General features: G+C 64.6%; 14 protein-coding genes. 7 read left to right on the top strand and 7 right to left on the bottom strand.

Features of this window, described 5'->3' with window-relative positions; translation table 11 throughout:
• Nucleotides 1-243: 243 nt before the first annotated feature.
• From IPM80_21255 to folP, 4 genes are all read left to right on the top strand, one after another.
• On the top strand, nucleotides 244-1,572 hold the full coding sequence (locus IPM80_21255; protein MBK8960876.1) for a porin: 1,329 nt from the start codon (nucleotides 244-246) through the stop codon (nucleotides 1,570-1,572).
• 158 nt (nucleotides 1,573-1,730) lie between these two features.
• Nucleotides 1,731-2,705 carry an SHOCT domain-containing protein gene (locus IPM80_21250; GenBank protein MBK8960875.1) on the top strand — a complete coding sequence of 325 codons (975 nt, stop codon included), beginning with the start codon at nucleotides 1,731-1,733 and terminating at the stop codon, nucleotides 2,703-2,705.
• Nucleotides 2,706-2,778: 73 nt separating this feature from the next.
• Nucleotides 2,779-3,759, top strand: coding sequence for a prolyl aminopeptidase (pip, locus tag IPM80_21245; GenBank protein MBK8960874.1), 981 nt, complete (start codon nucleotides 2,779-2,781; stop codon nucleotides 3,757-3,759).
• A gap of 4 nt (nucleotides 3,760-3,763) precedes the next feature.
• Nucleotides 3,764-4,606: a dihydropteroate synthase gene (folP, locus tag IPM80_21240; protein MBK8960873.1), complete on the top strand. Its 843-nt coding sequence runs from the start codon at nucleotides 3,764-3,766 to the stop codon at nucleotides 4,604-4,606.
• A gap of 1 nt (nucleotide 4,607) precedes the next feature.
• Here the strand turns inward: folP and pqqE are convergent, their stop codons facing one another.
• The 4 genes from pqqE to pqqA all read right to left on the bottom strand — a co-directional run bounded on the left by pqqE (nucleotide 4,608) and on the right by pqqA (nucleotide 6,931).
• The gene (gene pqqE, locus IPM80_21235) at nucleotides 4,608-5,747 is read right to left on the bottom strand and encodes a pyrroloquinoline quinone biosynthesis protein PqqE (GenBank protein MBK8960872.1); all 1,140 of its coding nucleotides are present in this window, start codon (nucleotides 5,745-5,747) and stop codon (nucleotides 4,608-4,610) included.
• The gene (gene pqqD / locus IPM80_21230) at nucleotides 5,728-6,000 is read right to left on the bottom strand and encodes a pyrroloquinoline quinone biosynthesis peptide chaperone PqqD (GenBank protein MBK8960871.1); all 273 of its coding nucleotides are present in this window, start codon (nucleotides 5,998-6,000) and stop codon (nucleotides 5,728-5,730) included. The genes pqqE and pqqD overlap by 20 nt, the downstream gene beginning before the upstream one ends.
• Entirely contained in the window at nucleotides 6,000-6,728 is a 729-nt protein-coding gene (gene pqqC / locus IPM80_21225) for a pyrroloquinoline-quinone synthase PqqC (GenBank protein ID MBK8960870.1), read from the bottom strand. Before pqqC ends, pqqD begins: the two co-directional genes overlap by 1 nt.
• Before the next feature lie 128 nt (nucleotides 6,729-6,856).
• Nucleotides 6,857-6,931, bottom strand: coding sequence for a pyrroloquinoline quinone precursor peptide PqqA (gene pqqA / locus IPM80_21220; GenBank protein ID MBK8960869.1), 75 nt, complete (start codon nucleotides 6,929-6,931; stop codon nucleotides 6,857-6,859).
• A gap of 296 nt (nucleotides 6,932-7,227) precedes the next feature.
• On the opposite strand from pqqA, the gene IPM80_21215 reads away from it, so the two are divergent.
• From IPM80_21215 to IPM80_21205, 3 genes are read left to right on the top strand one after another with little or no spacing between them, the layout of a single operon-like run.
• Nucleotides 7,228-7,806: a DUF447 family protein gene (locus tag IPM80_21215; GenBank protein ID MBK8960868.1), complete on the top strand. Its 579-nt coding sequence runs from the start codon at nucleotides 7,228-7,230 to the stop codon at nucleotides 7,804-7,806.
• Nucleotides 7,803-8,519 (top strand): hypothetical protein, encoded by a 717-nt coding sequence (locus IPM80_21210; GenBank protein ID MBK8960867.1) that lies wholly within the window; start codon nucleotides 7,803-7,805, stop codon nucleotides 8,517-8,519. The genes IPM80_21215 and IPM80_21210 overlap by 4 nt, the downstream gene beginning before the upstream one ends.
• Nucleotides 8,519-8,905 (top strand): 4a-hydroxytetrahydrobiopterin dehydratase, encoded by a 387-nt coding sequence (locus IPM80_21205; GenBank protein ID MBK8960866.1) that lies wholly within the window; start codon nucleotides 8,519-8,521, stop codon nucleotides 8,903-8,905. The genes IPM80_21210 and IPM80_21205 overlap by 1 nt, the downstream gene beginning before the upstream one ends.
• Nucleotides 8,906-8,979: 74 nt before the next feature.
• Here IPM80_21205 and IPM80_21200 read toward each other — a convergent pair whose 3' ends face one another.
• The 3 genes from IPM80_21200 to IPM80_21190 form a co-directional block, all read right to left on the bottom strand.
• A complete protein-coding gene (locus tag IPM80_21200; GenBank protein ID MBK8960865.1) occupies nucleotides 8,980-10,062 on the bottom strand; it encodes a nitronate monooxygenase in 1,083 nt (360 codons plus the stop codon).
• 20 nt (nucleotides 10,063-10,082) lie between these two features.
• Nucleotides 10,083-10,655, bottom strand: coding sequence for a peroxidase-related enzyme (locus IPM80_21195; protein MBK8960864.1), 573 nt, complete (start codon nucleotides 10,653-10,655; stop codon nucleotides 10,083-10,085).
• 136 nt (nucleotides 10,656-10,791) lie between these two features.
• Entirely contained in the window at nucleotides 10,792-12,426 is a 1,635-nt protein-coding gene (locus IPM80_21190; GenBank protein MBK8960863.1) for an acyl-CoA mutase large subunit family protein, read from the bottom strand.
• Nucleotides 12,427-12,460 lie beyond the last annotated feature (34 nt).

Below are 12,460 nucleotides of genomic sequence, written 5' to 3'. Positions count from 1 at the left end.
CACAACCGGCAATTGCCCGCAACTCGCGGAGTTTTTTGTTGCAAAAGTGTTGGCAGGGTGGATTTAATGAACTAGAATCGACCACGAATTGAAACTTCGCCGATTACCCAAAGCGGTTTCGTCCGAGACGAAACAGGCCTGGCAAGAACAACAAAACAGCCGTCAGGCACGCGAAGTAAAAACAAAGTGCTCGAGATTGGGTCCTGCAGATTGAGCCTTAGTCCTTAGAGTTAGGAGGAAGTGATGGCGATACAAAATTCCAAGACCAGGATTGCCGCGGCAGTCGGTGCCGCTGCGTTTGGCGCAGGTTTGACCGCGCCCGCCGGTGCAGTCGTGGTCGTCGGTGGCGACAACGGTTGGGAAGTGAGCTTCGACGGCAACGTCAACGCTTTCTACACGGTTGGCGACTATGACCAAGGCTACGTGAGCGAAGCCGCCGACAAGACCAGCAGCCGAGTGCATTCGGGCTTCCTGCCGGCTTTCTTCAGCTTCAACGTCAAGTCCCCGACCATCGACGGCATGACCGGCAGCGCGCGCATCAGCTTCGCGCCGACCATCCAGACCGGTGGCACCAAGACCCAGTTCTCGTCGCAGTCGGGCAATGTCGGCCCGGTGCCGGGTATCGGCGGCGCCACCATCGATACTCGCGAAGTCGTCGCCAACCTGAGCGGCGCTTTCGGTGAAGTCAGCTTCGGCCGCACGCTGTCGCTGTTCGGTCGTAATGCCATCCTGAACGACATGACGCTGTTCGGCGTCGGCTTCGCGCCGGGTGCCGATTCTTTCGGTTCCGTGACCTTCGGCCGCGTCGGCCATGGTTACACCTATCCGGATTTCGCGGCCCGCTTCCAGTACACCACCCCTGTGGTGAATGGTTTCCAGCTGGCTTTCGGCGTGTATGACCCCGCGACCTTCTCCGGCGTCACCACCTACGGCGTCGCGGGCAGCGGCACCGGCAGCCTGCTCGACGAAGCCGATACCCCGCGCTTCGAAGGCGAGATGAGCTATTCGACGGCGTTCACCGGCGGCAACTTCAAGGCGTGGGTCGATGGCCTGTGGCAGGACGTCAGCTCGAGCTGCCACGGCAAGATCTTCGCGGTCGGCGCGGCCAACGCGCGCTGCGGCGATATCAGCACCCATGCTTGGGGCGCTGGTACCAAGATCGGCTACATGGGCTTCGAGTTCGTCGGTTACTACCACGACAGCGAAGGCCTGGGTCTGACCGCGCAGTTCAACCAGAACGCAGTGTGGTTCGATGCAGCCGGCAACGTGCGCGAGCGCAAGGGCGACGGCTACTACCTGCAGGGCACCTACACCTTCAACGGCAAGACCAAGGTCGGCGTGTCGTATGGCGAAGGCAATCTGCAGTCCATCGACGACGACGTGCTCAGCGTTGCCGCCAATGGTGTGGGCGGCCACGTCGAGCGCCAGCTGTGGACCGTCGGTGTCTATCATGACGTGAGCAGCTGGTTGCGCCTGATTGCCGAGTACAACCACGGCTCGTTTGACAACAGCCTGCCGGGCCACAACCCGGAAGCGAATACCTTCAGCGTCGGCAGCTTCCTGTTCTGGTAAGCAACGCCACACTGCGCTAGTCGCGAAAAAGAGGCGCATCCATGGATGCGCCTTTTTTTTTGTGGCGCCGAAATCCGCGCGACGTCGAATGGTCAAAGCGAGCGGGCGCTGGCTATAATGCCGCCGCCCGCCTCAATTCCGTTCGGCGCTACCTATCCATGAAACGACAACCTGTGACTCTCGTGTGGCTGCGGGCCCTGGCCGTGGTGGCCGCGGCAGCGGTGTGGCCATTGTCTGCTACGGCGCTCGACTTGCTGCCCAACCTGTTCGATAAGCCCACCGTCACGGCCACCATCTGGGAACAGAACGAGCAGTACGTGCGGCTGGTCGCGATCGAAGACAAATCGCCGCTCAACGCGCATCCGGTGTCGCTCGACCCGGTCGAAGTCGAACAGGCGCTGGCGTCATTGCAGCTGTGGACCAAGGGTGGGGTGTTTCGCGACGAGCAGTCACTGCCGGTCTATTCCAAGGGCCAGGCCGGCACCATTGCGCGCTACCTGGTGGACGCATTGAACAAGGCGTCGCCCAACGAAGACGTGACGTTTAACATTCGCAGCTATGCCGATGTGCTGCTGTCGGTCGGACGCGAGCGTGAATGGACCACCGGGCGGGTGTTCTACAAGGACGGCAAGCTCAATCTCATCATCGGCGAATACCAGAAGCGCATCGACAAGGGCAAGAAGAACGTCGAGGGCTCGTTCGGCGTCACGGATGATTATCGCGATGTGAATTTCGATATCGCCGGGCGGCGCAGCAAGGGCCATATGCCCGGACGCATCGTCAACACGGCGGGCGTTGAGCACGGTGGCGCCGATAGGGCAGACTGGGTGGCCATCGAAGTGTTGAAGGCGGCCAAGGCCTACCGCGACGCGCAGATGCCGGTGGCCGCGCGCAAGGAAGAAGAGAAGGTGCGAAACGAAGCGGCCAAGCTCACGCTCGAGCGCCGCGAAATGCGCGAAGAGATGGCGCGCATGCGCAAGGAATTGAAGACGCTGCAGGAAAGCGGCGCCGGCAAGGCGTCCGCGCTATCCCTGGAGGAACGACTTGCGAAACTGCAGCAGCTGCTCGACAAGGGCCTGATTTCGGCGGACGACTTCAAGCGTCGCAAGGCCGCCATCCTGGAAGAAATCTGATCGTAGCGTGAGCCCGGAGGGCCGGCCGCGTCGGCGGCCCGGCGCTCGACGGCAACAGTGCGAGGGTTCGGGCTTGCGTCAACTATATCCACCGCTCGCTGCGCATACCACGCTGCAACTCGATGTTGGCGACGGACACCAACTCCACGTAGAACGGTGCGGTACGCCGGGTGCGATCCCGGTGGTGTTCCTGCATGGTGGGCCGGGCTCGGGTTGCAAGGCAGACCATCGCCAGTTTTTTGCGCCGGACGCCTACGACATCATCCTGTTCGATCAGCGCGGCGCCGGGCGCTCGATTCCCTACGCCGGTGTCGAACACAACCATACGCCAGCGCTGGTCGCCGACATGGAACGCATCCGTGAGCATTTCGGCCTTGACCAGTGGGTGGTTTTCGGCGGCTCGTGGGGCTCGACCTTGGCACTAGCCTACGCCGAGACCCATCCTCAGCGCGTGTTGGGCATGGTGTTGCGCGGCAGCTTTCTCGCCAGGCAGCGCGATTTCGCGTGGTTCGCCGGCGACGGGGCCAATCGCTTGCTGCCGATGCAATGGCAGCGCTTCGTCGACAATGTCGGCGTAGCCGTCGATGAGCAATTGATTGCGCATCTGCATGCCGCGGTATTTTCCGCCGACACGGTGGTGGTCGAACGCGCGGCGCGCGCCTGGGATGCGTGGTCGACCGCGGTCGTGATGTTCTCGCTCGACGGCGCCGGAGACGGCGGCGCCAGCGAGATCAACAGCGCCATCGCCAAGTGCCGCATTGAAATGCACTACGCGCTGCACCGGTATTTTCTCGAGGAGAATCAGCTGCTGCGCGACGCGGCGCGCCTGCCGCGCGTGCCGGTCACCATCATCCATGGCGCGCGGGACCTCACCTGCACGGCCGAAGCGGGCTGGCTGGTGCATCGTGCAATCGCCGGCTCGCGCCTCGAGATCCTGCGCACCGCCGGGCACTTGTCCAGCGAAGCGCCGATGGTCGATGCGCTGGTGCGCGCGGCCGATGAAATGGCGGTAGCGATTGGTGGCCGGCGCGGCGGCACTCCTGTGCGGAACTGAGCCGATGTTCGACCTCATACGCGGTGACCGGCGCCCGTTGTTGATGGGCATCCTCAACGTCACGCCCGACAGCTTTTCCGATGGCGGGCATTTTCTCGAACTCGACGCGGCCCGTGCTGCCGCCGAGCGCATGGTGGCCGATGGCGCCGACATCATCGATATCGGCGGAGAGTCGACGCGCCCCGGGGCGCCCGCCGTGGATGCCGCCACGCAACTTGCGCGCGTGCTGCCGGTCATCACCGCGCTCAAGCGCGCACTGCCCGACAACATCGTGCTCAGCGTCGACACCCGCAGCGTGGAAGTGGCAGACGCGGTATTGGCTGCCGGTGCACGCATCATTAACGACGTATCGGCCGGTGGCGCGACGGGCATGTTGGATACGGTGGCGGCCCATGGCGCCGGCATCGTGCTCATGCACATGCAGGGCACGCCCGAGACCATGCAGCAGTCTCCGCGTTACGACGACGTGGTCGGCGAAGTGCGGGATTACCTGCTCGCGCGCGCGGCGGCGGCACAAACGGCGGGGATCCCGCGCCAGGCTATCGCGCTCGATCCCGGCATTGGCTTCGGCAAGAGCCGCGCCCACAACCTCACGCTGCTTGGCGCGCTGGACCAACTCGCGGGCTGCGGATACGCGCTGCTGCTGGGCACCAGTCGCAAGCGTTTCATGGGGGCTATCTGCAGTGAGACCGAGCCGCGCGAGCTGTTGGGCGCCACCTGCGCGACCACCGCGCTGGCGGTGGCGGCCGGCGTGCGCATGCTGCGCGTGCACGACGTCAAGGCCAACCGTCAGGCGGCCGACGTGGCGTGGGCCATCCTCGAGCAGCGCCAGCATCGCGCTGACTGAGTCAGTTTTCGTGCTCGGTGCTGAGCGCGCGTGAGTTGCGCGAATTGCGAAAAACCAAGGGGCGGGCCTCGCTGCCGCTGCGGGTCGCAATGCGCTCGACTTCAGCCTGCAGTTGCCCATGGTGAGGTGATTTCGCGCACACTGGATCGGCGGCGTTCGCGTTGCCGGTCATCATGTAGGCCTGGCAGCGGCAGCCGCCGAAGTCCTTGGTCTTGTCGGGGCAACTGCGACACGGCTCCTGCATCCATTCAAAGCCGCGAAAGTGCTGGAATGCCTCCGAGTGCGACCAGATTTCTTCGATGGAATGATCGCGCACATTGGGGAAGCTGAGGCCGGGCAACTGCTGGGCGGCGTGGCAGGGCAGGGCGGTGCCGTCGGGCGCGATGGTCAGGAAAATAGAGCCCCAGCCGTTCATGCAGGCCTTGGGCCGATCTTCGTAGTAGTCCGGCACCACGTAGATGATCTTCATGCGGTCCTTCATCTGCTCCTGGTAGCGTCGCGCCACGGTCTCGGCGGCGCGCAGCTGTTCGCGGCTCGGCAGCAAGGCATCGAGATTGAGCTTTGACCAGCCGTAATACTGGGTGCTGGCGAGCTCGACGAAATCCGCCTTGAGATCAATAGTCATGCGAATGATGTCTTCGATCTGATCGATGTTCTGGCGGTGGATGACGATGTTCAACACCATCGGGTAACCATGCGCCTTGACCGCCCGCGCCATGTCGAGCTTGTGTTGAAAGCTCGCCGTGCCACCCAGGAAATTGTTCAACTCTTCGCTGCTGGCCTGGAAACTCACCTGGATGTGATCGAGTCCGGCCTGCTTGAAGCGCGCCACGCGCTCTTCGTCCATGCCAACCCCGGAGGTGATGAGATTGCTGTAATAGCCGAGCCGCCGCGCTTCGGCGATCAATGCCTCGAGATCATGGCGCAGCAGGGGTTCGCCGCCCGAAAAACCGAGCTGCATGGCGCCGAGCTGGCGTGCCTCGCCGAGCACCCGCATCCAGTCGGCCGTCGACAGTTCATCGCTGCGGCGCGCGAAGTCGACCGGGTTGGAACAATAGGGGCACTGCAGCGGGCAGCGATAGGTCAACTCCGCCAGCAGCCACAGCGGCCGACCCGAGATGTCAGAGGGTAATCCAGCCATTGCTGTGCGCCTGTGCGAGAAAATTGCGAACGTCGTCGTCGAGCGGCGCGCCGCCGAAAGCCACTTTCAATTCATCGATGATGGCGGCGATGCTGCGTTCGCCGTCGACCCTTTTCAGGATCTCGCCCGCACTGCCGCTGAGCTTTACCATGCCCTCGGGATAGAGCAGTACATGGGCGGCCTGGGCGGGTTCCCACTGGAAGCGGTACATGGCTTTCAGCGTCGGCACGCGTTGATCCTGGTCTTGACTCATCACGCGTCTCCGCAGCCGTGGTAGGGCGGCATGCCGGCGACGTAGGCCATCCACATGGCGTCGAGCATGGCCCACAGGATGTCGAGCTTGAGCTGCAGGATGTTGAGTGCGTAGTGCTGTTGCGTGCGGGTGCTGAAGTGTTCGAGGGTCACGGCCAGGCCGTGTTGCACGTCACGGCGCGCCTCGCCGAGGCGCTTGCGGAAATATTCATAGCCGCGCGCGTCTATCCATGGGTAGGCGGCCGGCCAGTTGTCGAGACGGCGCTGGTGGATCTCGGGCGCGAACATCTCGGTCAGCGACGAGCAGGCGGCCTCCTGCCAGGTGGCGGCACGCGCGAAGTTCACGTAGGCATCGACGGCGAAGCGCACGCCCGGCAGCACGTGGCGCTCGTCCTGCACTTCTTCACGCGTGAGGCCCACCGCCTCGCCCAGGCGCAGCCAGGCCTCGATGCCGCCTTCGTCGCCGCTGTGGCCGTCGTGATCGATGATGCGTTGCACCCAAAGGCGCCGCGCATCGCGGTCGCGGCAATTGGCGAGCACCGCGGCGTCCTTCACCGGAATGCTGGTCTGGTAATAGAAGCGGTTGGCCACCCAGCCCTGGATGGCGACCTTATCCAGCCCACCGCTGTTCATGCGCAGGTGGAACGGATGATTGATATGGTAGAACTTCTGCTTGGCGCGCAGCTGCTGTTCGAACTCGGCGCGCGACCATGGCGCAGCGTCGGACATCGGCGGCTGCTTGACGGCGAACTGGACCACGTTGAGGGTTTCCCGGGCTGTCTTGGAAAGGCGACGGAAGGGGCGGTGCGTCGCGGGCTGAGACCTGGGGTCGCGTGAGCGACCCCGGTCCCGGTACATTAACGGTTGTTGATGTACATCGTCACTTCGAAACCGAAGCGAACATCATTGTAGGAAGGTGTTTCCCACTGCATGGCCAAGACTCCCAGCTTGCAGATGAATGATTAGAAACTTAAGTTTCTCCCCAGCCACGCAGTTCGAGAACCACGGGGCCACCAGCGCAGAAGCAGCCAACGTGCCAGAAGAGCGTCATTACCGCGTCATTGATGAATTATTTTAGGTTTGCAAATGAAGCGCTTGAGAACGCCTACCGCGCATGCGCCGGTGGCCGCGGCGCGGCGGTGCGGCAATGTGGTCGTGACCGCATGATCGCAGCCAACAGTGTGGTTGTGAGCAGCCAGGCCGGCACAGCGATGGCGCTGTGGCCGCTATGATCTTCGAGGGCGTGATCACCACGGCGAATGCCGATGGTGCGGCGCACATCACGCCCATGGGCTTCCAGCGCGAGGGTGACGAAGTGAGCATCTCGCCGTTCGTGCCGTCCACCACCCTGGTCAACCTTAAGCGCGACGGACGCGCGGTGATGAACCTCAGCGATGATGTGCGCATCATCGCGGGCTGTCTCACCGGCCGTCGCGCATGGCCGGTGCAGCGCGCCACGGTCATCGATGGCTGGCGCATCAGCGACAGCCTTGCCCATCTCGAATTGACGGTGAGCGACTGCCAGGAGCACCCCGAGCGCCCGCGCTTCCGCTGCCGCGTGGTGCACGAGGCGAACCACGCGGCGTTCCGCGGATTCAACCGCGCGCAGGCCGCGGTGCTGGAGGCGGCCATCCTGTACTCACGCCTCGAATGGCTGGCGCCGGACAAGCTGGCGTCCGAAATGGCCTATCTCGCCATCGCGGTCGGCAAGACCGCCGGCGACCGCGAACGTATCGCCTGGCAGTGGCTGGTCGACGCCATGGCCGAACATCCGCGCCACCGTCTGCGCCTGGAGCAGCGCGCGTGAACGCGATGCTGGCGAGCGTGCGCAATCTCGAAGAGGCACGAATCGCGCTGGACGGTGGCTGCGACTGGCTCGATATCAAGGAGCCGGAGCAGGGCGCCCTGGGCCAGGTGACGCTCGGCGTGGTGGCCGACATCGTGGACTGCGTCGATGCACGGGTGCCGGTCAGCGCCACCATCGGCGATCGCTGGGATGCACCGGACAGCATTGCCGAGGCCGTGATCGCGATGAGCGCCACCGGCGTCGACTACGTCAAGGTCGGTTTGCGCGCGCGTTCGCCAAGCGCAGCGACCACGCAGGCACTGCGATTGGCCTGTGCCGAAGGTCGCAAGGTGATCGCGGTGTGCATGGCCGAAGACCCGCCCAACCGACACGATGTCGCCGCGCTCGCGGCCTGCGGTGTGCGTGGCGTGATGCTCGACACCATGGACAAGCAAGGGCCCGGTTTGCCCGGGCTCATGGTGGCGGACGATTTGCGCGAGTTCGTGCGCGAAGCGCAGCGGCTCGAGCTACTCGCCGGCCTGGCCGGCCGGCTCAAGGTGGCGGACATCGCCGGCCTTGTCGGCTGCGGCGCCGATTACCTCGGCTTTCGCAGCGCGTTGTGCGCGGCCGGCGAGCGTCGCGCGCCTCTCGATGAACGAGCTTTCGCGGCCGTGCGGGCCGCGTTAAGGGGCGCCACGGCGCGCACTGTGATCAACACGAGTGAGGTGTACTGATGGGTTGGCGTGAACGCAAGCAGGAAGAGGTCTATTCCGAGGCGGACGTGGAAGAACGTCTCAAGGAGCAACTGCCAAGCTGGACCCAGCAGGACGGCTGGCTGCGGCGTAAATACAAGACCTCGGGTTGGAAAGGCACGCTGATGGTGGTCAACACCATCGGCCACCTCGCGGAAGCCGCTTGGCATCATCCTGACCTCACAGTCTCCTATGCCTTCGTCAACGTGAAACTCATGAACCACGCGGCCAAGGGCATCACCGACAAGGATTTCGCGCTGGCGCGCAAGATTGAAGAGGTGGTGATGTGGCAGCCCGGCGCCGAGCCGGGATCGCCGCTGGAGGGCACGCCGGACGACCCGCGCTTCAAGTACATCAAGTACGAGTAGACCGCCATACGTCCCGATGCGTCATGGGTGCTCGGCGATGCCGGTCGGTCGCATTGGCGATTGACCGACTCGCCTCATACCTGTGCGCCGCTGCACTCCTGCCACAGCCGCCGCACCAGCTCGCCCGCGCCTGGGATGTCGTGAATGTGTTCGGCGCCGATACCGGCGTACATCGCCATGTCCTCTACCGCGCCGACCATGCCTGCCAGGGGTGGAAAAATTCCGTAGCGCGCAAAGCCCTGCGCGCCCAGGTGGCCGACCAGCTCGCCTTCACCGGGGCGCATGCCCGCCGGCTGGGCGCCGGCGGCCTCCCAGGCGTCAAGCGTCGGGTTGCGCAGCACGCGATGGAGCACATTCGACCAGCCGCCGTCGAAACACACCGTTAGCACGCTGTCTTTGCGCTGGGCCGCGAGCAGGCGCTGTTTGTAGGCCGGATGCGCGGGGTATTCGTGCGTGGCGACAAAGCGGGTGCCGAACACGCCTCCCGCGGCACCGAGGTTCAAAACTTCGCGCAGATCCTGGCCGTGGGCGAGCCCTCCCGCGACATTGACCGGTGTGGTGGCAGCCAGCTCACACACCTGTGCGAGCTCGTCCCGCCAACTGCCCTGCGCCTGCACATGCCCGCCGGCTTCCTGGCCTTGCAGGTTGAGGTAGTCGACGCCGAGATCGAGCGCGCGTCGCGCGGCCTCGACCGTGCTGATTTGAATGCCGAGCCGCGCGCCGGCGGCACGCACCGCCGCGACCTGCTCCGGGCTCGGCATGCCAAACGACATCTGCACCACCACCGCGCCGGCATCCAGCGCCACTTGCAGCGTCGCGGCGCCGAAACTCAAAACGTAGCCGACCGCGAATGGCGCGCGGGTCAGATCGCGGGTTCGCGCCACGCTCGCGCGCACTTCGTCCGGCGAAGACCATGACAGGCCCAAGGCGCCCAGGCCGCCCGCGTTCGACACCGCCGCCGCGAGTTCCGGTGTGGCCGCGCCCATCGCGGCTTGCAGAACCGGCATGGTGATACCCAGGCGATCGAGCAGCGCCGAGCGTTCGAGCGCGCGTGTCGCGGGCGGAGGCGCCTCGGCCGCGTGGGCCTGTCCGCGGCCCAGCAAGCACGTCGAGGCAAGCAGGCCGGCGATGGAAAATGCACGTCGCGATTCATTCATCGAAGTTCCTCTCGGCTCCCTCAGCGGGCCATCGAGTGGTATTCGGGATTGGGGATCATGTCGGTGGCCGACACCACACGGTTGGTCATGTTGAAAAAGCCGATGACATTCGACATGTCGAAGATGTCGCGATCGCTGAAGCCTGCGGCGCTGAGCAGATCGCGGTCGCCTTGCTCAACGCGATGCGGACTCTCGGTCACCTTGGTGGCGAAATCGAGCATGGCGCGATGGCGCGCTGACAATTCGGCCACGCGGTAATTAATCATCAGCAGCTCGCCCAGCATCGGGTCGCCCGACAGTTCGCGCACGCGCGCACCGTGGGTGACCAGGCAGTAGTAACAGCGGTTCACCGATGACACCGCCACCGCGATCATTTCACGCTCGAGCTCGCTCAAGTTCGATGGCTCAAGCATCAGCGCGTGATACATGTCGACGAAAGGCTTCATCTTGCGCGCGTCGCTGGCGTAGGCGCGGAAAACATTCGGGGTGAAGCCAAAGCGCTCCTGGTAGAAGGCGAGGTAGTCGCGCATCTCCTCGCTGAGATCGTCGGCCTGTGGCAGGTCCAGCGCGGAAACATAGGTGGGCTGAGTCATGGTTGCACTCCTTGATGGTGGTTGCGTGTAGTGTCCTGTGCTGCGCGGCCCGCTCACGTCCACAATGGCGCCGCGTAGCGAGTCGAATATTCCGTGCGCGAATGCCGATCCCCGTGGCGCGACCCATAGCGCTCTGTCAGACCGCCAGCACCGGTACGCCCGCGCCCATTTCCTGCTGCAGGGTGGCCACCACTTCGCCATGAGTCATGTCGGCGCTGACCGCCGCCAGCACTTCGGCGTACAGATTGGCGGTCGGGTCGCGCGCCGCGCGCAGCAGCGCCGCTTGCGTGGCAGCGAGCCCGGTCCGCGGGCGCCGCGCCTTCCAGGCGCGGAAAGCCGCCACCCGCGCCACTATGGCGTCGAGGTCCGGGCTATCGCTGGTGGCGGGATGGGGCGGCGCGGTGTCGTCGTCGAGCGCCAGGTTGACACCCACCACCTTGCGCTCACCGCTATCGATGGCGTTCTGAAGGCGTAGCGCCGATGCGCCGATCATGGACTGTACGAGGCCATCCGCAACGGCTTGATGCATGCCGCCGGCAGCCTCGATGCGTGCCATCACAGCGATGATGGCTTCTTCCATCTGGTCGGTCAGACACTCGACATAGTAGGAGCCACCGAGCGGGTCGATGACTTGGTCAAAATGCGCTTCGTCCCTGAGGATGGTTTGCGTATTGAGCGCGAGGCGCGCGCTGCTCGAAGTCGGCGCCTGGAATGCCTCGTCGTAGGCATCGGTGTGCAGCGACTGGCAGCCGCCGAAGATCGCGGCGATCGCTTGCACGGTGACCCGCGTCAGGTTGTTCAAGGGCTGCTCGCGGGTGAGTTCGACACCCGCGGTCTGGGCGTGGAAGCGCATGCGCCAGGAGGCCGGCTGCCGTGCGCCCAGTTGTTCGCGCGTGATACGTGCCCACAGGCGCCGGCCAGCACGGAACTTGGCAATCTCCTCGAAGAAACTCAAGGAGACATCAAAGAAGAACGAGAAACGTGGCAGAAAGCTGTCCGGCACCAGGCCGGCGCTGGCCAGGTCTCGCGCATACTGAATCGCCGAGCTGAGCGCGAACGCCATTGCCTCGGCCGGCGTCGCGCCCGCTTCCTGCATGTGCTGACCGACCACCGACAGCGGGTTCCAACGCGGCGCGCGCGCGTTCATGAACTTGATGTGATCGATCAGCAGACGCCGCGACGCGTCCAGCGACAGACGAAAGAACATGTGATTGGCCGCCGCCAGCGACAGGTAATCGCTTTGATTGGTGGTGCCGGACAGCCGTGCCCAATCGACACCTTGTCGTCGCGCCAGTTCGAGGAGCATGGCCGACAAGGTGAACGGCGCATTGTCGCCGAGACTCAACGAGGTGCGGTCCAGGGCCATGCCCTGCAGGCATTCAGCCAGATCGTCGACGGTGTTCACCGGTGTGCCCGAGCGTCCGATCAGTGGTGCGGGGACCTGGTCGATATCGTAGCCGCGCATGAATGAGTTGCACGGTGACAGGTAGGCGCCAGTGCTGCCGGCGGCGAGCATGGCGTGTTCGCGGCGGTTGTAGTCGGCCGGCAGGCCGAGCCCGACGATTTGCCGCTGACTCCACGGCCGGCCGCGGTACATGCTGGCATGAATGCCGCGGGTCAGTGGAAACTGTCCAGGAAATCCAAGCGAATCGTCGTACCCCGCACGAGGCCCGTCCCGCGGTCCGTACAGCGGTTTGATGGCAATGCCCGACTGGTTGAGACGCGGCGCCTGCGTGCCCGATTGCGCGGCGTAGTCGCGTTCCCAGGCCAGGCGCGCGGCATCAACATCGTCATCGACGACGGCG

This window comes from Pseudomonadota bacterium, assembly GCA_016719885.1.
Lineage (GTDB): Bacteria > Pseudomonadota > Gammaproteobacteria.
This window is presented reverse-complemented; position numbering and strand designations above follow the sequence as displayed.